The sequence below is a fragment of the Micromonospora sp. LZ34 genome, from assembly GCF_052981855.1.
Map to the genome: position 1 here is coordinate 186,473 of NZ_JBRIQN010000005.1, position 23,095 is coordinate 209,567.

The following is a 23,095-nucleotide window of genomic DNA, read 5'->3' on the forward strand; positions in this document are numbered from 1 at the left end:
CCCCCATCATCGCGCAACGGCGGGGACCAGCCGCAGGGCCTCGGCGACCAGGTCCGGCGCGGCCGCGTCCAGCCAGTGGATCCGCGGGTCGCGGCGGAACCAGGAGCGCTGCCGGCGGACGAAGCGCCGGGTGGCCCGGATCGTCTCGTCGTGCGCCTCGGTCTCGGTCAGCTCACCGGCCAGGAAGCGCAGCACCTGCTGGTAGCCGAGCGCCCGGCCGGCCGTCCGCCCCTCGGGCAGGCCACGGCCGACCAGTTCCCGGGTCTCGGCGACCAGGCCGTCCGCCCACATCCGGTCCACCCGTAGGGCGATCCGCTCGTCCAACAGCGCGGTGTCCAGGTCGACGCCGAGCTGCACGGACGGGTAGTACGGGGTCGGCTCGGGCAGCGCGGCGGTGAACGACGCCCCGGTCAACTCGATGACCTCCAGCGCCCGGACGATCCGCCGGCCGTTGCCGGGCAGGATGCCCGCCGCCGCGGCCGGGTCGGCGGCGCGCAGCCGCGCGTACAGCGGGGCGGGCCCGACCTCGGCCAGCTCACGCTCGAGCCGCTCCCGCACCGCCGGGTCGGTGCCGGGGAACTCGAACCGCTCCAGCACCGCCCGGACGTAGAGCCCGGAGCCGCCGACCAGCAGCGGCACCCGGCCCCGGGCCAGGATGTCGTCCACCGCCGTCCGGGCCAGCCGCTGGTACTCGGCGACGCTGGCCGGCTCGGTGACCTCCCAGATGTCCAGCAGGTGGTGCGGCACGCCCTCGCGTTCGGCGGCGGTGAGCTTGGCGGTGCCGATGTCCATGCCCCGGTAGAGCTGCATGGAGTCGGCGTTGACCACCTCGCCGTCCAGGGCGTGCGCGAGCGCGATGCTCAGCGCCGACTTGCCGGCCGCGGTCGGCCCGACCACGGCGACCACGGTCCCGGCCGGCGGCCGCCCACCGTCCGTCGAGGCGGTCACGGCCGCTCCCAGGTGGCGACGAGGTAGGCCACGCCGTAGGGGGCGGCGTCGTGGTGCAGCTCGCCGCGCCACGCGCCGCCCGTGGCGCGGGCCGCCCCGGCGAGCACCTGCCAGGGCGCCCGCCCGGCGACCTTCAGCTCCGCCGACAGCCCTGGGTCCAGGCCGAGCAGGGCCTCGGCGTCCGCGCCGGCCAGCGCCCGGGCGACCCCCTCGTCGTACGGTTCGGCGCGCGGGTCGTGGTAGCCGGGCGACTTCTCCCCCCGGCAGGCCGACCCGTCCCCCATCACCAGCAGCGCCACCCGAGGGCGGTACTCGTCGACCTGCCGGGCGAGCTCGGCCACCTCGTCGGCGGACGCGTCCGGTGCCACCTGGGCGCCGACCACCCGCGCGCGGACCCGGTGGCGGCCGAGCAGCCACGCGCCGACGGTCACGCTCAACGGCAGCACCGCCAGCTCGTCGGGGAGCGCCGGGACCAGCGGGACGGTGAGGTCCACACCGAACGGGCGCAGCGTCCCGACGGCCGGTGGGATGATCCAGCCCGTCTCCGGGCCGGAGCCCAGCACCACGACACAGTCCGGCCCGGCGGCGAGCAGCCGGGCCACGGCGGCGTCGCAGGCGGCCCGGAGGTCGTCCAGCTCACCGGCGGCGGCACCGGCCACCTCGGGCAGCAGCAGGGGCGGATGCGGGCAGACGGCGGCGGCGACCAGTGGCACGGGTCCACGGTAGCGGGACGCGTCGGTGCGTCCCCGCGCCGATCCGGTCATTCGACGGCTAGGACACCGTATGGTCACGGTCGGCGATAGGCGCTCGACGCGGACGGGGGCGGACCTGTGACAATGCCGGGAGAAACTTTGCTGCGCCGTGGCGGCGATCGAGGGGCTGCTCCCCGACGCCGGGAGAACGAGGATGGGCACATGAGCGACTGGACTGCCTTCGGACGGGTGGACGCGGACGGCACCGTGTACGTCAAGACCGCCGAGGGCGAGCGGGTGGTCGGTTCCTGGCAGGCGGGAGCACCGGAGGAGGGGCTGGCCCACTTCGCCCGGCGCTTCGCCGACCTGGTGACGGAGGTGGACCTCACCGAGGCCCGGCTCAACTCGGGTGCGGCGGACGCCGGCCACTCGCTGACCACGATCCGCCGGCTGCGCGCCTCGTTGGCCGAGGCGCACGTGGTCGGTGACATCGACGCGCTCGCCGCGCGGCTCGACAAGCTCGCCGCCGTCGCCGAGGAGAAGGCCGGAGAGGCCCGGGCGGCCCGCGACGCCGCCCGCACCGAGGCGCTCGCCCGCAAGACGGCCCTGGTCGAGGAGGCGGAGAAGATCGCCGCCGAGTCGACCGGCTGGAAGACCGCCGGGGACCGGCTCAAGGAGATCCTCGACGAGTGGAAGACCATCCGCGGGGTCGACAAGAAGACCGACGGCGAGCTGTGGAAGCGGTTCGCCGCCGCCCGCGACGGCTTCACCCGCCGGCGCGGCGCGCACTTCGCCTCCCTCGACGCCCAGCGCAAGCAGGCGCAGTCGGTCAAGGAGGAACTGGTCACCGAGGCCGAGAAGCTGAAGGACTCGACCGACTGGGCGGCCACCGCCAACCAGCTCAAGGAGCTGATGAACCAGTGGAAGGCCGCGCCGCGCGCCTCGAAGGAGGCCGAGCAGCGGCTCTGGGAACGGTTCCGGGCGGCGCAGGACGAGTTCTTCACCCGACGCAGCGAGGTCTTCTCGGCGCGGGACAACGAGCAACGGGTCAACCTGGAGCGCAAGCAGGCCCTGCTCGCCGAGGCCGAGGCACTGGACGTCGAGGGCGACCCGAAGGGCGCCCAGGCCAAGCTGCGGGAGATCCAGGCCCAGTGGCACGAGGCCGGTCGGGTGCCCCGGGAGGCGGCCGCCGGGCTGGAGCGCCGGCTGCGCGCGATCGACGAGAAGGTCCGCGAGGTGATGGACTCGGCGTGGCGGCGGACCACCAAGGAGGACAACCCGCTGCTGGCCCAGATGCGGTCGCAGGTCGCCGAGGCCGAGGAGCGGCTGGCCCGCGCCCAGGCCGCCGGCGACGCCAAGCGGATCCGCGAGGCCGAGCAGGCGCTGGCCTCCAAGCGGCAGTTCCTCCAGCTCGCCGAGCAGTCCAGCTGACCTGATCCACCCGGAGCCCCCGGTCCCCCACGGGACCGGGGCTTCCGCGCATCCCACGGCGGGCCCGGGAGCAACGGCGACGGCCGGGATCTCGTCGGAGGTCCCGGCCGTAGCGCGGCGCGGTCAGTGCGCGGCGCAGCCCGTCGCCGGCGCGGGGGCCGCGGCCGGCGCGCCGATCGTGGGCAGCCCGAGCAGCACCCCGGGCGTACGCGGGGAGCGCCCCGCCTCGGCCGCGTCGCCGGCCCGGGTACGCCGGTGCGACAGCGGCTCGCCGTCGGCGTTGAGGTGGTGCGGGGCGGCGTAGGTGACGGCGGTGTGCACGATGTCACCGGGGCGGATCCGCCCGGCGAGGGAACCGGCGTCGAAGTGCACGAGCCGGCCGTCGCGGGCCCGGCCGGACATCCGCCCGGTGCGCTCGTCCTTGCGCCCCTCGCCGACGGCGACCAGCACCTCGACGGTCTCCCCCACCAGGCGCTTGTTCTCCGCCCAGGTGATCTCCTCGACGCAGGCGATCAGCCGCTCGTAGCGCTCCTGGACGACCTGCTTGGGAAGCTGGCCCGCCATGGTCGCGGCGGGGGTGCCGGGGCGCTTGGAGTACTGGAAGGTGAACGCCGAGGAGAACCGGGCCTCGCGGACCACGTCGAGGGTGCGTTCGAAGTCGGCGTCGGTCTCCCCGGGGAAGCCGACGATGATGTCGGTGGTGATCGCGGCGTCCGGCATCGCCGCCCGTACCTTCTCGATGATGCCGAGGTAGCGCTCGACCCGGTACGAACGGCGCATGGCACGCAGCACGGCGTCGGAGCCGGACTGCAACGGCATGTGCAGCGAGTGGCAGACGTTCGGCGTCTCGGCCATCGCGGCGATCACGTCGTCGGTGAAGTCCTTCGGGTGCGGGCTGGTGAACCGGACCCGCTCCAGGCCCTCGATGTCGCCGCAGGCGCGCAGCAGCTTGCCGAACGCGAACCGGTCGCCGAACTCGACGCCGTAGGAGTTGACGTTCTGCCCGAGCAGGGTCACCTCCAGCACGCCCTCGTCCACCAGCGCGCGCACCTCGGAGAGGACGTCGCCGGGGCGGCGGTCCTTCTCCTTGCCGCGCAGGGAGGGCACGATGCAGAACGTGCAGGTGTTGTTGCAGCCCACCGAGATCGACACCCAGCCGGCGTACGTCGACTCGCGGCGGGTGGGCAGCGTGGACGGGAAGACGTCGAGGGACTCCAGGATCTCCACCTCGGCGGCGGCGTTGTGCCGGGCCCGCTCCAGCAGCACCGGCAGCGAGCCGATGTTGTGCGTGCCGAAGACCACGTCCACCCAGGGCGCCTTGCGGACGATGTCGCCGCGGTCCTTCTGGGCCAGGCAGCCGCCGACGGCGATCTGCATCCCGGGGTGCCGGTCCTTCACGGGGCGCAGATGACCGAGGTTGCCGTAGAGCCGGTTGTCGGCGTTCTCCCGCACCGCGCAGGTGTTGAAGACCACCACGTCCGGGTGCTCGTCGGCCTCGGCGGCGCGCACGTAGCCCGCCTGCTCCAGCAGCCCGGAAATGCGCTCGGAGTCGTGCACGTTCATCTGGCAGCCGTAGGTGCGCACCTGGTAGGTGCGCGAGCTGCTCGCCGCTGCGGTAGTCATGACCCGGACAGCGTATCCGGGTCGACCGGACCGAACCGAACGAGGAGGAGCCGTGTGCCGGAGCATCAAGACCCTGCGTGAGCCGTACGTCGCCGAGGTGACCCCGGCGGACGTCGACGCCGCGGCGTTGCAGTACGTCCGGAAGATCTCCGGGTTCCGCAAGCCCGCCGCGCACAACGCCGCCGCCTTCGACGCGGCGGTGGCCGCCGTGGCCGCGGCCACCCGGACCCTGCTGGACCAGTTGGAGGTCCGGGGCGGGCGGTCCGCCGGGCCGGCGAGCTGACCGGCGGGCGATCCGCCGGCCCGGTCTGCCCGGCGTCGGCGATGCGCCCACCGGTTGGGCGGCCGGCGGTCAGGCGGCGGCGAGCGCGGGCAGCACCGAGTCGGGCGCCCACCGCGAGCGGTGGCACTGGGACCAGCCCCGGCAGCGCGGGTTGGCCTCGGTGCAGAGCCGCTGGTCGCTGAGCACCTCGCCGTCGTCGGTCTCCCGGACGGTGAGGTGCACCGGCCGGATCGTGCCGTCGGGCGCGACGAGCAGGTGTCGGCTCGCGTCGAGGGTGTCGTCGCGCAGCAGGCAGTTGCGGTCCAGCAGCCGCGCCAGGGCGGCGACGCTGGCGTGCTCGGGGAGCCGCTCCGGGACCCCGTAGCAGTCCACGATCGTGCCGAACTCCCCCGGCGCCTGCCAGACGTCGCAGATCACCGCGTACGTCGGCAGCCGGGTCGGGTCCGCCACCGCCAGGGGCATCACCACCCGGCCGAGCGCCTCGGCCAGTGCCGGGTAGACCTGCACCGGCGCCGCCTGGTCGATTCTCCAGTTCCACAGCTCGGTCATGCCGCCTCCTCGCTGTGCTCGTCCCACCGGCCTCCGGATCGGGCCTTACTGATGATGGTGGGGTGCATTTGACCTCAGCCGGGGGCAAGTTACCGGTCTGTGACCATTCCGGGCAAAATTTACTGGGGCCGCATTGCTCCGAGTAGCGGGAAGATGACAGTTTATCGGGTATGGTGCCGCGTTCCGCGCAGCGCCCGCCGTGGTTTTCCGACAACTGTCGTACGGCCGACTCAGCGGACGACCACCAGGTGCTCGCCGCGCGGTCGCAGTTCGCCCACCACCGTGCCGCCGGGGAGTTCGCCGGCGACCAGCAGGCCGCCGGAGGTCTGCGCGTCGGCCAGCAGCAGCCGGTCGTCCTCGGCGACCCGGCCGAAGTCCGTCCACGGGGTCACCCAGTCCAGGTTGCGCCGGCTGCCGCCGCTGACGTACCCGTCGCGCACCGCCTCCCGGGCGCCGGCCAGGTAGGGCACCCGGGCCGCGTCCAGGGCGACCGTGAGCCCGCTGGCCCGGGCCAGCTTGGACGCGTGGCCGAGCAGCCCGAAGCCGGTCACGTCGGTGCCGCAGCGGATGCCCGCGGCCACCGCCGCCCGGGCCGCGTCCCGGTTCAGGGTGGTCATCGCCGCGACCGCCGCCGGGAAGTGCTCCCCGGTGTTCTTGTGCCGGGTGTTGAGCACCCCGACGCCGAGCGGCTTGGTCAGCGACAGCGGCAGGCCGGCCCGGCCGGCGTCCAGCGTGATCAGCTCCTCCGGCCGGACCACCCCGGTGACGGCCAGCCCGTACTTCGGGCCGTCGTCGTCCACGCTGTGCCCGCCGGCCAGGTGGCAGCCGGCCTCGCGGGCCACGTCCTGGCCACCGCGCAGCACCTCCCGGGCCAGCTCCAGCGGCAGCACGTCGCGCGGCCAGCAGAGCAGGTTCAGCGCCACCAGCGGGGTGCCGCCCATCGCGTACACGTCGGAGAGGGCGTTGGTGGCGGCGATCCGCCCCCAGTCGTACGCGTCGTCGACCACCGGGGTGAAGAAGTCGGCGGTGGTGACCAGGCCGGTGCTCGCGTCCAGCCGGACCACCGCGGCGTCGTCGCCGTGGTCCAGGCCGACCAGCAGCTCGGTGCTGCCGGTCGCCGGACCGAGCCCGGCGACCATCGCCTCCAGCTCACCCGGCGGGATCTTGCAGGCGCAGCCGCCGCCGCGGGCGTACCGGGTCAGCCGTACCGGTTCGGTCATCCCCCCATGATCTCCGCAACGCGCCCGAGTCGCTACCGAGGCGCACCAGGCGGTGGTCGAATTCGGACTTCGTGCCCTGATCACGAAGGGTGTTACCGCTCCGTGACCAACTGAGTTGCGTTCCGCCACATCCCCCCGCCTACAGTTGCCCAACCGGGGGTCATCCGACCCCGCTGGGGCGACGACAGGGACGGTGGACGAACGTGACGACGGGCGAACCGCTCATCGTGCTGGACTCGGTCAACAAGTGGTTCGGGCCGCTGCACGTGCTGGACGACGTCTCACTCTCGGTCGGCAAGGGCGAGGTGGTCGTGGTGATCGGCCCGTCCGGCTCCGGCAAGTCGACGCTGTGCCGCACGATCAACCGGCTGGAACCGATCAACTCCGGCACCATCACCTTCGACGGGCAGCCGCTGCCGGCCGAGGGCAAGGCGCTGGCCAAGCTGCGCAGCGAGGTCGGCATGGTCTTCCAGTCGTTCAACCTCTTCGCGCACAAGACCATCCTGGAGAACGTCACCCTCGGGCCGATCAAGGTGCGCAAGGAGAAGCCCGCGGCGGCCCGCGAGCGCGCCCTCGCCCTGCTCGACCGGGTCGGCATCGCCAACCAGGCCGACAAGTTCCCGGCCCAGCTCTCCGGCGGCCAGCAGCAGCGGGCCGCGATCGCCCGCGCGCTGGCCATGCAGCCCAAGGCGATGCTCTTCGACGAGCCCACCAGCGCGCTCGACCCGGAGATGGTCGGTGAGGTGCTGGAGGTGATGACCTCGCTGGCCCGCGACGGCATGACCATGGTCGTGGTCACCCACGAGATGGGCTTCGCCCGGCACGCCGCCAACCGGGTCATCTTCATGGCCGACGGCCAGCTGGTCGAGGACGCTCCGCCGGCCGAGTTCTTCGCCAACCCGCGCAGCGAGCGGGCCAAGGACTTCCTCTCCAAGATCCTCACGCACTAGGCGTCCGTACCTGGAGCGCGCCGTCCCCCGGCGGCTTCGTCGAAGAAGGAGAAGAGTATGCGTATGAAGCGCGTAGCGGCGCTCGCCGCGGCCGCCACCCTGGCGCTCGGCATGGCCGCCTGCGGTGGCGACGACGGCGGCGAGGGCACCGGCGCCGGCAGCAAGTCGTTCGCCGCCGGCACCACGATGGAGCGGCTGAACAAGGCCCAGGCCATCAAGATCGGCACCAAGTTCGACCAGCCGGGCTTCGGCCTCAAGGGCCTGTCGGGCAAGCCGGAGGGCTTCGACGTCGAGGTCGCGAAGATCATCGCCAAGGAGCTGGGCATCCCCGAGGACAAGATCGAGTGGGTGGAGACCCCCTCGAAGGTCCGCGAGGACGTGATCGTCAACGGCAACGTCGACCTCGTCGCGGCGACCTACACGATCAACGACAAGCGCAAGGAGCGGATCGCCTTCGCCGGGCCGTACTACGAGGCCGGCCAGAACATCCTGGTGAAGAAGGACGACACCACGATCACCGGGCCGGACTCCTTCAAGGACGGCACCAAGAAGGTCTGCTCGGTCACCGGCTCGACCCCGGCCGAGAACATCAAGCAGTACGTCAAGGACGTCGCCACCCAGCTGGTGCTCTTCGACACCTACGACAAGTGCAAGGACGCCCTCAAGGGCGGCCAGGTGGACGCGGTGACCACGGACAACGTGATCCTGCTCGGCTACATCGCCAAGGACGAGGCGTCGTTCAAGCTGGCCGGTGACAACTTCACCAAGGAGCCGTACGGCATCGGGGTGAAGAAGGAGGACACCGAGTTCCGCAACTTCGTCAACGACACGCTGGAGAAGGCGTTCGCCGACGGCAGCTGGAAGAAGGCCTGGGACGACACCGCCGGCAAGTTCGGTGCCGAGCTGGGCGCCGCGCCGACCGTCAACCGTTACTGATTCCTGCTGATCTGGAGGGTGGGGAGGACGACCGACCCGTGAGTGTGCTCATCGACCGGTTCGACGTTTTCGCGGGGGGCTTCTGGCTCACCCTCCAGATCTGCGTACTCGCCGCGATCGGCGCCCTGATCCTGGGCGCCGTCGTGGCGGTACTGCGGATCTCGCCCGTGCCGCCGCTGCGCGCGGTCGGCACGGCGTACGTGAACGTGTTCCGCAACATGCCGTTGACGGTGGTGATGTTCTTCGCCGCCTTCGGCCTGCCGGCGCTCGGCTCCAACGCGGACTTCCTCCGCATCCCCGGGTCGGACGCGCTCTTCAGCCGGCTCGACACCGACCTGCCCTACTTCCGCTTCGCGCTGATCGCCCTGGTCCTCTACACCGCGGCGTTCGTCTGCGAGGCGCTGCGCTCCGGGGTGAACGCCGTTCCCGCCGGCCAGGCGGAGGCGGCCCGGTCGCTGGGCCTCACCTTCGCCCAGAACCTGCGGTACGTGGTGCTGCCGCAGTCCTGGAAGGCCTCGATCGTGCCGCTCGGCTCGGTGATCATCGCGATGATCAAGAACTCGGCGCTGATCGGCTTCTTCGGCGTCGTCGGTGACCTCTCGGCGACCGCCGACCAGCTCACCTCGGCCGAGGGCTACGCCTTCGTGCCGGTCGCCATCGGCATCTCGATCGGATACCTGATCATGACCGTCCCCCTCGGCGCTCTCCTCGACCGGATCGAGAAGCGGCAGGCGGTGGCCCGATGAGCGCGCAGAACAGCGTCCTCTACGACGTTCCCGGTCCACGGCAGCGCCGGATCACCCTGGTCAGCAGCGTGGTGGCCACCGTCCTGCTGCTGATCGCCGCGTACTTCCTGATCTACCGTCCGCTGGCCGACAAGGGCCAGTTCTCGATGGAGCTGTGGGGCCCGCTGGTCGACCCCGGCCACGAGAACTTCGGCCTGGTCTGGGAGCGGATCGGCATCGGCTTCAAGAACACGCTGACCGCCGCGGCGCTGGCCATCATCTCGTCGCTGCTGGTCGGCACCCTGCTGGCGATGCTGCGGATCCAGCTCAAGAGCCTGACCCGGCGCCGCTTCACCGGGCTGGCCACCCCGGTGTCCTACCTGCTGCGCGGGCTGAGCGCGCTGCTCTCCGCGCTCACCCGGGTCTGCGTCGAGGTCTTCCGCGGCCTGCCCGTGGTCATCACGATCTTCTTCGTGGCCCGCGGCTTCCCCGAGTTCGGCGTCACCTTCGACACGCTGTGGTACCTCGTCATCGGCCTGACCATCTACAACTCGGTGGTCATCGCGGAGATCCTCCGCTCCGGCATGGAGGGCCTGCCCGGCGGGCAGGCCGAGGCGGCCGCGGCGATCGGTCTCGCCCCGTGGCAGACCACCCGGATGATCCTGCTCCCGCAGGCATTCCGGATCATGCTGCCGGCGCTGATCAGCCAGCTCGTGGTGGTGCTCAAGGACACCTCGCTCGGCTTCATCATCAGCTACGAGGAGACCCTGAACATCGGCAAGCAGATCATCGGCGCGCTGGACAACCCGATCCAGGTCTACGTCGTGATCGGCCTGATGTTCATCCTGGTCAACTACTCGCTCTCCAAGCTGGCCCAGTACATGCAGCACCGCCTCGCCCGGGGCCGGAAGACCGCCGGCACCCGCACCGGCGCCACCGGGACGGAGCTGGAGACCGAAGCGGTGCCCGGCACCACCACCTGACGTCAGGAAACGACAAGGGCCGGCCCGGTCCGGGCCGGCCCTTCGCGTTCGACGGTTCAGCGGGCGATCTCGGTGACCCGGGACTCACGGACCACGGTGACCCGGATCTGACCCGGGTAGGTCAGCTCCTCCTCGATCTGCTTGGCCACGTCCCGGGCCAGCACGGCGGCGCCGATGTCGTCCACGTCCTCCGGCTTGACCATCACCCGGATCTCCCGGCCGGCCTGCATGGCGAAGACCTTCTCCACGCCGAGCTTGCCGGCCGCGATCTCCTCGATCCGCTCCAGCCGCTTGACGTACGCCTCCAGGCTCTCCCGCCGGGCGCCCGGCCGGCCGCCGGAGCAGGCGTCGGAGGCCTGGGTGAGCACGGCCTCGATGGTCTGCGGCGGCACCTCGTTGTGGTGCGCCTCGATGGCGTGCACGACGTCCTCGCTCTCGCCGTACTTGCGGGCCAGGTCCGCGCCGATGATCGCGTGGCTGCCCTCCACCTCGTGGGTGAGCGCCTTGCCGATGTCGTGCAGGAACGCGCAGCGCTTGATGGTGGGCACGTCCAGGCGCAGCTCGGCGGCCATCATGCCGGCGATGTGCGCGGTCTCCACCAGGTGCTTGAGCACGTTCTGCCCGTACGACGTCCGGTAGCGCAGCCGGCCGAGCAGGGTGACCAGCTCCGGGTGGATCTCGGTGATGCCCACTTCGACCAGCGCGTCCTCGGCGGCCCGCTGGCAGAGCTCCTCCACCTCGTGCCGGGCCAGGTCGTAGACCTCCTCGATCCGGTGCGGGTGGATCCGCCCGTCCAGCACGAGCTTCTCCAGGGTCAGCCGGCCGACCTCCCGGCGCACCGGGTCGAAGCAGGAGAGGAGCACCGCCTCGGGGGTGTCGTCGATGATCAGGTTGACCCCGGTGACCGACTCGAAGGCCCGGATGTTGCGGCCCTCCCGGCCGATGATCCGCCCCTTCATCTCGTCGCCGGGCAGGTGCAGCACGCTGACCACACTCTCCGCGGTCTGCTCGCTGGCCACCCGCTGGATGGCGTCGACCACGATGTGCCGGGCCCGCTGCTCGGCCGTGCTGCGCGCGTCCGCCTCGATGTCCCGGACCAGCAGCGCCGCCTCCCGCTTGGCCTGCGACTCGATGGCCTCGATCAGCTCGGCCCGGGCCGCGTCGGCGGTGAGCCCGGCGACCCGTTCCAGCTCGCGCCGCCGCTGCTCCTCGGCCTCGGCCAGCTCCGCCTCCCGCCGGGTCAGCGCGGCCTCCCGGGCGGCCAGCGCGGCGGTGGCGACGGTCAGCTGCCGCTCCCGCTCGGCGAGCCGCTCGACCTCCTCGGTGTGCAGCCGCTCCCGCTCGTCCATCCGGGCCGCCCGGCGCTCCACCTCGGCCGCCTGCTCCCGGGTGGTGGCGGCGAGCACCGCCACCTCGCGCTCGCCGCTGCGCCGGGCCGCCGCCCGCAGTTGCTCGGCGTCCGCCTCGGCCTGCTTGTGCGCCCGCTCCAGCACGGTGTCCGCCTCGGCCCGGGCGTCGTCGAGCACCCGGCGGGCCTCGGCCCGGGCCGCCTTCGCCTCCGCCTTCGCCGCGGCCGCCTCGGCCCGCGCCGCCGCGGCGGCGGACTTCGCCACGTCGATGGTGCTGTTCGCCTCGTCGGCGGCGCTGCGCAGCGCGGCCAGGGACTGCTCCTGCCGGTCCTTCTCGGCGATGAAGGCCGGGTCCTCGGGGGCCGGTACGGCCTGGAACCGGCGCAGCGTCCGAACTCCCAGCAGCACGGCGCCGACCACCACCAGGGTGAGGACCAGCACCGCCAGGAGGAGCACGACGTCGAACCCGCTCATGCCGGCACTCCGCTTCGCCGCGTGTCGCCATGAGGCACGGTCGCGCTGCCCCGATGATTCGCTCGCTGACGCTCGCTCATGCCGGGACCTCTTGGGGACCGCCGGTGAACCTGTGCCACCCCGCCATGGCCGCCTCCCCTGAACGTCGGCGCCGCAGTGACCGTGCCGGTGGGCACACTCCTGCGGCTCTGGACGCCCGACCGGAGCGGCTGGCCGTGGGTAGCTCTCTCCGCCGGCGGTGCCCGAGGCATCGTCGGCGGCCGGGTGCAGTTGTCGCGTCAGCTCCGGAACGGCCTGTCCGGACCTGCGGTGGTATGGCCGGTACTGCTGGCCAAAGTGATGCGGTTCTGTTACGCGATCTATGTTGTGCGCTTAGCCTGCGCTGGTCGGGCAATGTGAGCCTGTATGGCGAGGCTAGGTCGCCGGGGGCGGTCTGGTCAAGAACTCATGATCAAACCCCCCGAACGGAGAGAAGTTGTCGCGTCACCGAGCGCTGACCCGGACGCGGACACCAGCGGACAAAGGCGGCACGGCCGCCCCGACGCAGGCCGGGTCGCGCCTGCTCAGCGGCCCGGCACGCCCCGGCGCGGCGGCAACGCCACCGCCCGGGCCGGGACGGCTGTCGTTTTCCTGATCGTTCCGGCACCCGCAGCGCCCCCGGCTTGATCGACACCAGATCGGCGACATGGGGGAATCCACGCGGTCGGGATACCGCCTTGTCGCCGGCCCGGTGTGGATCAGGCCGGGGCCGGCGACCGGGGCCGGCCGCGGGTCGCGGCGCCCGTCACTCGGCCGCCCGGCTGTCGCGGTCGATCTCGCCCTCGGCGTCGGCCAGGGCTTCGGCATCGATCTGCTCGGCGAACTCGGCCGCCTCGGCGCTCTGCGCGGCGAGGGCGTCCTTCACCGCCCGGATGGCCACGCCGGGCGGGTAGCCCTTGCGGGCCAGCATGCCGACCAGCCGGCGGAACACCGCGTCGGGCTCGCCCCGGGCGGAGCGCAGCTTCCGGTCGACCAGCGCCCGGGCGGTCTCCGCTTCGGTCTCCTCGTCCAGCTCGCCGAGCGCCTCGCTCGCGACGTCGCCGTCGACCCCGCGCTGGCGCAGCTCGTTGGCCAGCGCCCGGCGGGCCAGCCCGCGGCCGGTGTGCCGGCTGGTGACCCAGGCCCGGGCGAAGGCGGCGTCGTCGATGATGCCGACCTCGTCGTAGCGGTCGAGCACCTCGGCCGAGACCTCGTCGGAGATGCCCCGCTTGGCGAGCGCGCCGGCCAGCTCGGCCCGGGTACGGGGCCGGACGGCGAGCTGACGCAGGCAGATCTCCCGGGCCACCTCGGCCTCGTCGCGCGGCGGAGCCGCCTCGGTGTCGGTCTCCTCGGCGCGGCCGCGACGACCGTGCCGGGGCCGAGGCGTCGTGGTGCCGTCACCCGCGCGGGGCGGGCTGGCATCCCAGCCCCGCCCCGTGCGGGCGCGTCGTCCTGCCACGACTCAGGTCAGAAGTCGACCGGCGGCAGCTCCGGGCCACCGGCGGCGTCGCCCGCGCCGACCCCGACGCCGAGCTTCTCCAGGATCTTCTTCTCGATCTCGGCGGCCACGTCCGGGTTCTCCTTGAGGAACTCGCGGGCCTTCTCCTTGCCCTGGCCGAGCTGGTCGCCGTCGTAGGTGTACCAGGCGCCGGACTTGCGGATGATCGCCTGCTCGACGCCGACGTCGATCAGCGAACCCTCGCGGGAGATGCCCTTGCCGTACATGATGTCGAACTCGGCCTGCTTGAACGGCGCGGCGACCTTGTTCTTCACCACCTTGACCCGGGTGCGGTTACCGACCACGTCGGTGCCGTCCTTGAGGCTCTCGATGCGGCGTACGTCGAGCCGGACCGAGGCGTAGAACTTCAGCGCCCGACCACCGGTGGTGGTCTCCGGGCTGCCGAACATCACGCCGATCTTCTCGCGGAGCTGGTTGATGAAGATCGCCGTGGTGCCGGTGTTGTTGAGCACACCGGTGATCTTGCGCAGCGCCTGGCTCATCAGCCGGGCCTGCAGACCCACGTGGCTGTCACCCATCTCGCCCTCGATCTCGGCGCGCGGCACCAGCGCGGCCACCGAGTCGATCACGATGATGTCGATCGCGCCGGAGCGGACCAGCATGTCGGCGATCTCCAGCGCCTGCTCGCCGGTGTCCGGCTGGGAGACCAGCAGGGCGTCGGTGTCGACGCCGAGGGCCTTCGCGTACTCCGGGTCGAGCGCGTGCTCGGCGTCGACGAAGGCGGCGATGCCGCCGGCCCGCTGGGCGTTGGCCACCGCGTGCAGGGCGACCGTGGTCTTACCGCTGGACTCGGGACCGTAGATTTCGACGACCCGGCCGCGGGGCAGACCGCCCACGCCGAGCGCCACGTCGAGCGCGATCGAGCCGGTCGGGATCACCGAGGTCTGGATGACCGGCCGCTCCCCCAGCCGCATCACCGAACCCTTGCCGAACTGCTTGTCGATCTGAGCGAGAGCAAGGTCGAGTGCCTTCTCCCGGTCGGGCCCTGCGGCCATGTTTGCCACCCCTGCCTTCGCCGGCGTCTTTCCTGAGCTTCGCGTCACGCGGGACACGCTAGGCGCTGGGTCCGACAGAAAACCAGCCGACGGGCCGCGAGCTGTGGACGAGCACCCCGCTGTGGACAATAGCCGAACAGGTGTACGAGTCGGCAAGCGACACGCGGAAGCGGCGAAGGGCTGCTCAGCGTAGTCGCGCGGGGACCCGGTCGGGATAGGCGGCGACGACCGCCCGCCACACCACGTGCGTCTCCTCACCCGACGCGAGCGCCTGCTCGATGGTCCGCCCGCCGAGCTGGGGCAGCACCTGGTCGGAGGCGATGCTGGCCGCGTAGCCCGGCCCGAACGCCTCCTCCAGCCGCGCCCAGAAGTCGGTCAGCCGCAACGTGATCAGTCCTCCTCGTCCGGTGCGCCCGCCGGCACCGCCCGCAACGCTAGCGCCACCAGGGGCACCACGGCGATCGCCGCCAGCAGGGTGAGCACCGGATAACCGGCGGCCCGCATGACAAACCCGCTGACCGCGGCGGCCCCGGCGCCGGCCAGCCCCATCGTCAGGTCGGAGAACCCCTGCACGCTCGGGCGGACGGCCGCCGGCACCGACTCCGACAGCAGCGTGGAGCCGGCCACCATGGTGGCGGACCAGCCCAGTCCGAGCAGGACCAGGCCGATCGAGAGCCGGGGCGTGTGGTGCCCGGCGGTGCCGGCGACCGCGCAGGCGGCGAGCAGCAGCCCGACGCCGGTGAGGATCACCGCCCGCCGGCCGAGCCGGTCGGTGAGCCAGCCGACCAGCGGGGAGAGGGCGTACATGCCGGCGATGTGCAGGCTCAGCACGATGCCGACCACCCGCAGCACGTCGGCGTCGCCGTGCGACTCGCCGAGCCGTACCGGGGTCATCGACATCACCGCCACCATCACCACGTGGCCCACCGCCACCGCCGCGATGCCGAGCCGGGCGGCCGGCCGGCCGCGTACCACCTGCCAGGCCGCCCGCATCCCGGCGCCGCGCCGGGCGGTCCGGGCCGGCGCGGCGACGGCCTCCGCCGGCGGGGTGACGTCCGGCGCGGGCGCGGCGACCGGGGCGTCGGCCGCCGCCAGCCGGCGCGCGGTGAGCAGCGGGTCGGGCCGCAGCAGCGCCAGGAGTACGCCGGCGGCGAGCACGAACGCGGCGGCGCTGAACGCGAACGGGCCGGCCAGCGGCGGCAGGCCCCAGCCGCTGGTGGTGCGGTCGGCGAGCGCGGCGAAGTTCGGCGCCGCCACCGCGCCGATGGTGGTGGCCCAGACGATCAGCGAGAGCTGGCGACCCCGGCGGGCCGGTTCGGCGAGGTCCACCGCGGCGTAGCGGGCTTGGAGGTTGGCCGCGGTGCCCCCGCCGAAGAAGAGCATGCCGAGGAAGAGCAGCGGCACGGAGCGGGTGACCGTGGCGAGCACCACCAGCACGGCGCCGACCGCCCCGGCCAGGTAGGCGACGGCCAGTCCCGGCCGGCGTCCGTGCCCGTTCATGATCCGGGTAACCGGGACCGCCAGCAGCGCCCCGCCGACCACGGCGGCGCTCTGCGCCAGGCCGGCCACCGCGGTGCCGGCCACCCGGGCCGCGAGCAGCGCCCCCACCGCGATGCCGATGGTGACGCCGATCCCGCCGATGATCTGGGTGCCGAAGAGCAGCCGCAGGGTCCGCCGCTGGATCGGCGCGACGTCGGGGGCGGCGACCGGCGCGGTCAGGTCCGTGGTCATCGGCGGCTCCTGGTGCGGGTAAGGGGTGCGGGCGCTGCCCATCCTTGCGCAGCCACCCCGGCCGGCGGCACCCGGTTTCGCTACAGGCCGAGCCCGCGGCCGATGATCTCCTTCATGATCTCGGTGGTGCCGCCGTAGATGGTCTGCACCCGCCCGTCCAGCCACGCCTTCGCCACCGGGTACTCGAGCATGTAGCCGTAGCCGCCGTGCAGCTGCACACAGCGGTCGGCGACCCGGTTCTGCAGCTCGGTGGTCCACCACTTGGCCTTGGCCGCGTCGGTCACCGAGAGCCGCCCGGCGTTGTACTCGGCGACGCAGTGGTTGACGAAGGTGCGCGCGATGGTCACCTCGGTGTCCAGCTCGGCCAGGAGGAAGCGGTTGTGCTGGAAGGCGCCGATCGGCCGGCCGAACGCCTGCCGGGAGCGGGCGTAGTCGAGGGTGACGGCGAGCAGCTTCTCGGCGGCGGCCACCGCGGCGACCGCGATGCTCAGCCGCTCCCGGGGCAGGTTGCCCATCAGGTGGTAGAAGCCGTGGTTCTCGGTGCCGATCAGGTTCTCCGCCGGCACCCGGCAGTCGTCGAAGAAGAGCTCGGCGGTGTCGTTGGCCTTCAACCCGACCTTGGCCAGCCGCCGGCCCCGGGTGAAGCCGGGGGTGCCGGTCTCCACCGCGATCAGGCTCACCCCGTGCGCGCCCTGGTCCGCCGTCCGGGCGACCACCACCACCAGGTCGGCCAGCTCGCCGTTGGTGATGAAGGTCTTCTGGCCGTTGAGCACGAGCGTGTCGCCGTCGCGTACCGCGCTGGTGCGGACGCCGGCCAGGTCGGAGCCGGCGCCGGGCTCGCTCATCGCGATCGCGGTGACCAGGTCGCCGGAGCAGAACCCGGGCAGCCAGCGCTTGCGCTGGTCGTCCGTGGTCAGCTCGGTGAGGTACGGGGCCACCACGTCGTTGTGCAGGCCGAAGCCGAGCCCGGAGCAGCCGGCGGCGACGATCTCCTCCACCAGCACCGCGTTGAACCGGAAGTCCCGCTGGCCGCCGCCGCCGTACTCCGGGTCGACGTCCATGCCGAGCAGCCCGGCTGCCCCGGCCTTGCGCCACACCTCGCGGTCGACGATCCCGGCGGCCTCCCAGCGCTCGTGGTGCGGCACCGCCTCGCGGGCCAGGAACTCGCGGCACAGGTCGCGGAACTCGTCGTGGTCGCGCTCGTAGAGATGCTGCTCCATGGCGGCAAGTGTGGCACCGCCCACCCGCGCTGAACAGTGCCGGCGGACGTCCCGGGGGTCGAGGCGAGCGACCGGTCGTCAGCCGGCCAGCGCGCGGGCGGCGACGGTGAGGTCGGCGACCAGCCCGTCGTACGCCTTGTCTTGGTCGTCGGCGCGCAGCACGGCGGACGGGTGGATGGTGGCCAGCAGCCGGGCCTGCGGCGCGTCGGCGACCTTCCCCTCGGCGTCCACCGGCACCCGCTGGAAGTCCTCGGGGTGCTGGGCGGAGGCCGGCCAGGGCAGCAGTTCGCCGCGCTGGCGGGTGACCCGGAACGTCGGGCCGAGCAGCGCCTTGGCGGCGGTGGCGCCCAGCACCACCACGATCTCCGGGTGCAGCCGGGCGAACTCGGCGACCAGCCAGGGTCGGCAGGCCGTGATGTGCACCCGGTCCGGGGACTGGTGGATGCGGCGCTTGCCGCGCAGTTCGAAGCGGAAGTGCTTGACGGCGTTGGTCAGGTAGATGTGCCCCGGGTCCAGCCCGGAGTCGTCGACCGCCTTGCGGAGCAGCCGGCCGGCGGGGCCGACGAACGGCAGTCCCTTCTGGTCCTCCATGTCGCCGGGCTGCTCGCCCACGAAGACCACCCGGGCGCTCTCGTCGCCCCGGCCGAAGACCGTCTGCGAGGCGTCCCGGTAGAGCTCGCAGCCACGGCAGCCGGCGGCCGCGGCGCGGAGCGCGTCGATGGTGTCCGCCTCCGGCGGGATGAACCGCTGGGCCCCGGGGGCGCTCTCGGTCTGCTCGGCCATGCCGACTGTTATATACCCGTTCGGCGGACTCTGCCCGACGCGCCACCGTCGGGCCCGGCGCCGTCAGTAGCCGCCACCGCCGCCGTCACCGCCACCGGACGCCATCGCGATGATCACGATGATGATCACGATCACCGCCACCGCGACGGCGATCCAGACCCCCCTCTTCGACCCCGTAGCCATGGTCGCTCACCTCCGGCGCCGCGCTTACCCCCTGGCGGGCGACTCACGCCCGTGCGCCGGCGGGGTGCCGCCGGGCACCGACCGTCGCCGCACCGCACCGGCCCGCGGTCGCACGGGAACCGGGGCGGCACCGGGCCACCCCGGGCGGCGAGGACGCGCCGGTCAGGCGGTGAAGCCGGCGGCCGGGGCCGGGCGGACCGCGCGGGCCAGCGCGTCGGCGAGCGGCTCGACGTCGCCGTCGGCGAGCCGGCTGACGGTGATCCGCAGGGCGGGCGGGGCGGCGATCCGGTAGAGGGTACCGGGCGAGACCGACCAGCCGGCGTCGCGCAGCGCGGTCAGCGCGCTGGTCTCGTCCTCGACCGGCAGCCAGACGTTGATGCCGGTGCGGCCGTGCGCGGTGAGGCCGTGCCCGGCCAGCGCGGCGAGCAGCGCGCCACGGCGCCGCTCGTAGCTGCCGGCCGCCCGGTCGACCAGGTCGGCCACCGCCGGGTCGCGCCAGAGCGCCAGCACCAGCCGTTGCAGCACGGTGGAGACCCAGCCGGCACCGACCCGGGCCCGGCCGGCCACCCGGGCCACCGTCGTCTCGTCGCCGACCAGCACGGCCAGCCGCAGGTCGGGCCCGAACGGCTTGCTCACCGACCGGACGAAGGCCCACGTCGGGGTCGCCCCGGCGAGCGGGTGCAGCGGTACGCGGGCCAGCTCGGCGGCGTGGTCGTCCTCGATCAGCAGCAGGTCGGGCCGGCCGGCGAGCAGGTCGCGCAGCTGGGCCGCCCGGTGCGCGGAGACCGCCGCGCCGGTCGGGTTCTGCGCCCGGCTGGTCACCACGAGCGCCCGGGCACCGGCGGCGAGCGCCGACCGGACCCCCGCGACCAGCGGGCCGTCGTCGTCGACCGGCACCCCGATCGGGCGCAGCCCGAGGGCGGCCACCAGGTCGAGCAGGTTCGCCCAGCCCGGGTCCTCGACCGCCACCGCGTCACCGGGGCGCAGGTGCGCCCCGAGCAGCCGCTCGATGCCGTCGAGCGCGCCGCCGGTGATGGTCAGCTGGTCGGCCGGTACGCCGTCGGCGGCCAGCCGCGCGCGGGCCGCCTCGACCAGCTCGGGGAGCACCCCGGCACCCGAGTAGCTCACCGGCGCGCCGGGCGCCGCGGCGAGGGTGGCCAACTGCGGGCCGAGCGGCGGCAGCAGCGCCGGATCGGGCTCCCCGGTGGACAGGTCGCGCAGGCCGGGCACCGGCGGCGGGCGCAGCGCCGAGCGGCGGGCCGCCACCGGCGGGCGGGGCCGGACCCGGGTGCCGTGCCGGCCGGCGGTGACGACCAGTCCGCGCTGGCGCAGGTCCTGGTAGGCCCGGGCGACGGTGGCCGGGCTGACCGTCAGCTCGGCGGCGAGCGCCCGGACCGGCGGCAGCGCCGCCCCCGGCGGCAGATCGGCGGCCCGGATGCCGGACTCGATGCTGGCCGAAATCTCGACGGCCGTCGTACCGGTGACCTGATAGCGTGCTGACACAAATCCAAGATTGTACTAGAACAAAGGCGGGAGCATGTACCCTCCGACCCCCCGAACCACCGCCAGCCGCTCCCGGGACCGGATGAGCTACGACCGCGCCGCCGCGCACGCCGTGCTGGACGAGGCGTACCACTGCGCGCTCGGGTTCACCGTCGACGGCGAGCCGCGGGTGCTGCCCACCCTGCACGTCCGCGTCGGCGACACCCTCTACCTGCACGGCTCCACCGGCAGCCGGCCACTGCTCGCCGCCCGGGGCGACGGGCTGCCGGTCTGCGTCGCGGTCACCCTGCTCGACGCCCTGGTCTACGGCCGCTCCCAGTTCCACCACAGCGCGAACTACCGCTCGGTCGTCGCGCACGGCACCGCCCGCCTGGTCACCGACGAGCGGGAGAAGGCCGAGGTGCTCACCGCCCTGGTGGAGAAGGTCGGCGCCGGGCGCAGCGCGGACAGCCGCCCGCCGAGCCGGCGGGAGCTGGCCGAGACCGCCATGCTGGCCCTGCCGCTGCGCGAGGTCTCGGTGCGGGCCCGCGCCGGCGGCGTCCGCGACGACGAGGCCGACCTCGACCTGCCGCACTGGGCCGGGGTGGTGCCGCTGCGGCTCACCGCCGGCGTACCCGAGCCGGACGCCGGTGTCACCGCCCCGGTCCCGGCGTACCTGCGGCCGGAGCGCTCGCCCTGGCTCGACCCGGCGGTGCTGCGCGGCGAGCACGTCGTGCTGGAACCGCTCGACCTCGCGCACGCCGACGAACTGCACGCCGCGACCGCCGATCCGGAGGTCTGGCGGCACCTGAGCAGCCCGCTGCCCACCGACCCGGCCGGCACCGCCGAGGTGGTCGCCGCCGCGCTGGCCGCGCACCGGCGGGGCGAGCGGGTGCCGTGGGTGCAGCGCTGCGCGGTCACCGGCGCGGTGGTCGGCACCACCTCCTTCTACGAGGTGGACCCGGAGCGCCGCTCGGTGGCGATCGGGCACACCTTCCTGGGCCGGCCCTGGTGGCGGACCGGGATCAACACCGAGGCGAAGCTGCTGCTGCTCACCCGCGCCTTCGAGGAGCTGGGCGCGGTACGGGTGGTCTGGCACACCGACATCCGCAACGAGCGCTCGCAGCGGGCGATCGAGCGGCTCGGCGCGTCCCGCGAGGGGGTGCTGCGGAGGCACCGGATCCGTCCGGACGGCTCGTGGCGGGACACCGTGCAGTATTCGATGACCGTCGACGAGTGGCCGAACGCACAGGTCACGCTCCGGGAAAGGCTTCGCCGGACGGTGCCGGTGGCGTGATGATGTCGGGCGTGCTGGGCATCACCGACCTCTGGACGTACGTGTTGGGCACCGTGGCGATCATCCTGTTGCCCGGGCCCAACTCACTCTTCGTGCTCTCCACCGCCGCGCAGCGGGGCGTGGCGGCCGGCTACCGCGCGGCCGGCGGGGTGTTCGTCGGCGACGGGGTGCTGATGTTCCTCTCCGCCGCCGGGGTGGCGTCGCTGCTCCAGGCGTACCCGCCGCTGTTCCTGGTGGTCAAGTACGCCGGCGCGGCGTACCTCGGCTATGTGGGGTTGACCATGCTGCGCGGCGCCTGGCGGCGCTGGCGGGACCGCAACGACCCGAGCACGCCGCGGCTGATCGACGCCGCGGAGCCGGCGGCGATGCGCAGCCCGTTCCGCAAGGCACTGGTGATCAGCCTGCTCAACCCGAAGGCGATCCTCTTCTTCATCTCCTTCTTCATCCAGTTCGTCGACCCCGGGTACGCCTGGCCGGCGCTGTCGTTCCTGCTGCTCGGGCTGATCGCCCAGATCACCAGCGCGCTCTACCTGACCGCGCTGATCTTCGCCGGCACCTTCCTGGCCGCCCAGTTCCGCCGGCGCCGGCGGCTTGCCGCCGGCGCCACCACCGGCGTGGCCGCCCTCTTCCTCACCTTCAGCCTCAAGCTCGCCACCGCCACCGTCTGACCCCGAGCGGGGAGTGGAGCAGGGGCGGGGTCAGGTGCCGTCGCCGCTGCCGCCGCCGATGCCGGCACCGCCGGCGGTGCCGCCGAGGCCGAAGCCGGGGTGCAGCGGCTCGTCGGGTGGGCGGCTGACGTGCGCCGACTCGGTGATGTTCGCGGACCAGTCGGCGTGCGCCGCCGCGGCCGCGTGCCGGTTGATCGCGTGCCGCAGCCACCCGTCCACCGTCGCCACCCAGTCCCGCCGCTCCGCGCCGACGTGCCAGACCCGGAACCGGCTGATGCTCTGGTGGGTGATCCCGGCCAGGGCCAGCCGGCGGTCCAGCCAGAGGAGCACCTCCAGACCGGCCGAGTTGGCCACGAAGATCAGCTCCAGCTCGGTGAGCGGCCCCGCGTAGAGCGGCGCCACCCAGTAGCCCAACCGCTGGTGCAGCGGCAGCGCCTGCTCCACCCCCGGCAGCCGGCCGTCGAGCAGGCCGGCCTGGCGCAGCCGGAAGCCCAGCGTGTCCAGCGCGGCCAGGATGTGCGCCTGGGTGGGCAGCGGATGCACGAAGACTGGCACCATCGCGCCCTGGTCCAGCTGCGGCTCGATCGCCACCTCGGTCCGCAGCCCCATCCGCAGGCTGAGCAGCGGGACCCCGCCGAAGATGGTCACCGGCGTCTCCCAGGGCATCGGGAACGTGAACGGCATGGTCCGGGCCCGCCCGGCCCGCACCACGAAGGCGCCGCAGACCGCCGCCTGGTGGAACTGCACCAGGCGGCGGGGCGCCTCCGGGTCGTCCGGCTCGACGGTGGTGACCAGGCCGAGCCGGATGTGCCGCACCGGCACGTCGAACCGGCCGGCGGTGACCGTGATCCGGCCGGGCAGCCGCAGCCCGGGACGGGTGCTCGGGTTGGCCAGGACGGTCTGCACGGTCAGCCCGGTCCAGCCGGACTCCGGCGACACCCCCGTCAACCGCACCGCGCTCCCCCGTCCCGGCGGACCGGGCGCGGGGCCGCCGCCCCCGCCCGGGCGGGACCGCCCCGCCGCCGGAGCCGGCTTA

Annotated in this window: 22 protein-coding genes; 8 read left to right on the forward strand and 14 right to left on the reverse strand. The window is 73.4% G+C overall.

What is annotated here, in order from left to right; genetic code table 11:
* Positions 1-6: 6 nt before the first annotated feature.
* Both miaA and ACVCAH_RS08550 read right to left on the reverse strand, forming a co-directional pair.
* Positions 7-948 (reverse strand): tRNA (adenosine(37)-N6)-dimethylallyltransferase MiaA, encoded by a 942-nt coding sequence (gene miaA, locus ACVCAH_RS08545; RefSeq protein WP_447135500.1) that lies wholly within the window; start codon positions 946-948, stop codon positions 7-9.
* Positions 945-1,712 carry a class III extradiol dioxygenase subunit B-like domain-containing protein gene (locus ACVCAH_RS08550; RefSeq protein ID WP_447135501.1) on the reverse strand — a complete coding sequence of 256 codons (768 nt, stop codon included), beginning with the start codon at positions 1,710-1,712 and terminating at the stop codon, positions 945-947. Before ACVCAH_RS08550 ends, miaA begins: the two co-directional genes overlap by 4 nt.
* A gap of 150 nt (positions 1,713-1,862) precedes the next feature.
* Between ACVCAH_RS08550 and ACVCAH_RS08555 the strand changes: the two genes are divergently transcribed.
* Positions 1,863-3,071 carry a DUF349 domain-containing protein gene (locus ACVCAH_RS08555; RefSeq protein WP_447135502.1) on the forward strand — a complete coding sequence of 403 codons (1,209 nt, stop codon included), beginning with the start codon at positions 1,863-1,865 and terminating at the stop codon, positions 3,069-3,071.
* 123 nt (positions 3,072-3,194) lie between these two features.
* On the opposite strand, the gene miaB is transcribed toward ACVCAH_RS08555, so the two are convergent.
* Positions 3,195-4,694 (reverse strand): tRNA (N6-isopentenyl adenosine(37)-C2)-methylthiotransferase MiaB, encoded by a 1,500-nt coding sequence (gene miaB, locus ACVCAH_RS08560; protein WP_447135503.1) that lies wholly within the window; start codon positions 4,692-4,694, stop codon positions 3,195-3,197.
* A gap of 52 nt (positions 4,695-4,746) precedes the next feature.
* Between miaB and ACVCAH_RS08565 the strand changes: the two genes are divergently transcribed.
* Positions 4,747-4,977 (forward strand): DUF2277 family protein, encoded by a 231-nt coding sequence (locus ACVCAH_RS08565; protein ID WP_447135504.1) that lies wholly within the window; start codon positions 4,747-4,749, stop codon positions 4,975-4,977.
* 69 nt (positions 4,978-5,046) lie between these two features.
* On the opposite strand, the gene ACVCAH_RS08570 is transcribed toward ACVCAH_RS08565, so the two are convergent.
* Positions 5,047-5,526: a hypothetical protein gene (locus tag ACVCAH_RS08570; protein ID WP_447135505.1), complete on the reverse strand. Its 480-nt coding sequence runs from the start codon at positions 5,524-5,526 to the stop codon at positions 5,047-5,049.
* 230 nt (positions 5,527-5,756) lie between these two features.
* Complete coding sequence (gene selD / locus ACVCAH_RS08575) at positions 5,757-6,746, reverse strand: selenide, water dikinase SelD (RefSeq protein WP_447135506.1); 990 nt, start codon at positions 6,744-6,746, stop codon at positions 5,757-5,759.
* Positions 6,747-6,949: 203 nt separating this feature from the next.
* Here selD and ACVCAH_RS08580 point away from each other — a divergent pair, with 203 nt between their 5' ends.
* From ACVCAH_RS08580 to ACVCAH_RS08595, 4 genes are read left to right on the forward strand one after another with little or no spacing between them, the layout of a single operon-like run.
* A complete protein-coding gene (locus ACVCAH_RS08580; protein WP_447135507.1) occupies positions 6,950-7,696 on the forward strand; it encodes an amino acid ABC transporter ATP-binding protein in 747 nt (248 codons plus the stop codon).
* A 57-nt stretch (positions 7,697-7,753) separates the two neighbouring features.
* The gene (locus tag ACVCAH_RS08585) at positions 7,754-8,632 is read left to right on the forward strand and encodes a glutamate ABC transporter substrate-binding protein (RefSeq protein WP_447135508.1); all 879 of its coding nucleotides are present in this window, start codon (positions 7,754-7,756) and stop codon (positions 8,630-8,632) included.
* Between the two features lie 38 nt (positions 8,633-8,670).
* The gene (locus tag ACVCAH_RS08590) at positions 8,671-9,378 is read left to right on the forward strand and encodes an amino acid ABC transporter permease (protein WP_447135509.1); all 708 of its coding nucleotides are present in this window, start codon (positions 8,671-8,673) and stop codon (positions 9,376-9,378) included.
* The gene (locus ACVCAH_RS08595; RefSeq protein ID WP_447135510.1) at positions 9,375-10,340 is read left to right on the forward strand and encodes an amino acid ABC transporter permease; all 966 of its coding nucleotides are present in this window, start codon (positions 9,375-9,377) and stop codon (positions 10,338-10,340) included. The genes ACVCAH_RS08590 and ACVCAH_RS08595 overlap by 4 nt, the downstream gene beginning before the upstream one ends.
* A 56-nt stretch (positions 10,341-10,396) precedes the next feature.
* On the opposite strand, the gene rny is transcribed toward ACVCAH_RS08595, so the two are convergent.
* The 8 genes from rny to ACVCAH_RS08635 form a co-directional block, all read right to left on the reverse strand.
* Positions 10,397-12,163 carry a ribonuclease Y gene (rny, locus tag ACVCAH_RS08600; protein ID WP_447135511.1) on the reverse strand — a complete coding sequence of 589 codons (1,767 nt, stop codon included), beginning with the start codon at positions 12,161-12,163 and terminating at the stop codon, positions 10,397-10,399.
* Between the two features lie 784 nt (positions 12,164-12,947).
* Positions 12,948-13,640, reverse strand: a complete 693-nt coding sequence (locus ACVCAH_RS08605) for a regulatory protein RecX (protein ID WP_447135512.1) — start codon at positions 13,638-13,640, stop codon at positions 12,948-12,950.
* An 8-nt stretch (positions 13,641-13,648) separates the two neighbouring features.
* Positions 13,649-14,695 (reverse strand): recombinase RecA, encoded by a 1,047-nt coding sequence (recA, locus tag ACVCAH_RS08610; protein WP_088978017.1) that lies wholly within the window; start codon positions 14,693-14,695, stop codon positions 13,649-13,651.
* A gap of 184 nt (positions 14,696-14,879) precedes the next feature.
* Positions 14,880-15,080 carry a DUF3046 domain-containing protein gene (locus ACVCAH_RS08615; RefSeq protein ID WP_447135513.1) on the reverse strand — a complete coding sequence of 67 codons (201 nt, stop codon included), beginning with the start codon at positions 15,078-15,080 and terminating at the stop codon, positions 14,880-14,882.
* A 5-nt stretch (positions 15,081-15,085) separates the two neighbouring features.
* Positions 15,086-16,426: an MFS transporter gene (locus tag ACVCAH_RS08620; protein WP_447135514.1), complete on the reverse strand. Its 1,341-nt coding sequence runs from the start codon at positions 16,424-16,426 to the stop codon at positions 15,086-15,088.
* Positions 16,427-16,506: 80 nt separating this feature from the next.
* Complete coding sequence (locus tag ACVCAH_RS08625) at positions 16,507-17,646, reverse strand: acyl-CoA dehydrogenase family protein (RefSeq protein ID WP_447135515.1); 1,140 nt, start codon at positions 17,644-17,646, stop codon at positions 16,507-16,509.
* A gap of 78 nt (positions 17,647-17,724) precedes the next feature.
* Entirely contained in the window at positions 17,725-18,429 is a 705-nt protein-coding gene (locus ACVCAH_RS08630; protein ID WP_447135516.1) for a UdgX family uracil-DNA binding protein, read from the reverse strand.
* A 345-nt stretch (positions 18,430-18,774) separates the two neighbouring features.
* Positions 18,775-20,115: an aminotransferase class I/II-fold pyridoxal phosphate-dependent enzyme gene (locus ACVCAH_RS08635; protein ID WP_447135517.1), complete on the reverse strand. Its 1,341-nt coding sequence runs from the start codon at positions 20,113-20,115 to the stop codon at positions 18,775-18,777.
* A 34-nt stretch (positions 20,116-20,149) separates the two neighbouring features.
* On the opposite strand from ACVCAH_RS08635, the gene ACVCAH_RS08640 reads away from it, so the two are divergent.
* On the forward strand, positions 20,150-21,391 hold the full coding sequence (locus ACVCAH_RS08640) for a bifunctional pyridoxamine 5'-phosphate oxidase family protein/GNAT family N-acetyltransferase (RefSeq protein WP_447135518.1): 1,242 nt from the start codon (positions 20,150-20,152) through the stop codon (positions 21,389-21,391).
* Positions 21,391-22,059: a leucine efflux protein LeuE gene (gene leuE / locus ACVCAH_RS08645; protein ID WP_447135614.1), complete on the forward strand. Its 669-nt coding sequence runs from the start codon at positions 21,391-21,393 to the stop codon at positions 22,057-22,059. The genes ACVCAH_RS08640 and leuE overlap by 1 nt, the downstream gene beginning before the upstream one ends.
* A gap of 30 nt (positions 22,060-22,089) precedes the next feature.
* On the opposite strand, the gene ACVCAH_RS08650 is transcribed toward leuE, so the two are convergent.
* On the reverse strand, positions 22,090-23,013 hold the full coding sequence (locus ACVCAH_RS08650; RefSeq protein WP_447135519.1) for a sporulation protein: 924 nt from the start codon (positions 23,011-23,013) through the stop codon (positions 22,090-22,092).
* Positions 23,014-23,095: the final 82 nt, after the last annotated feature.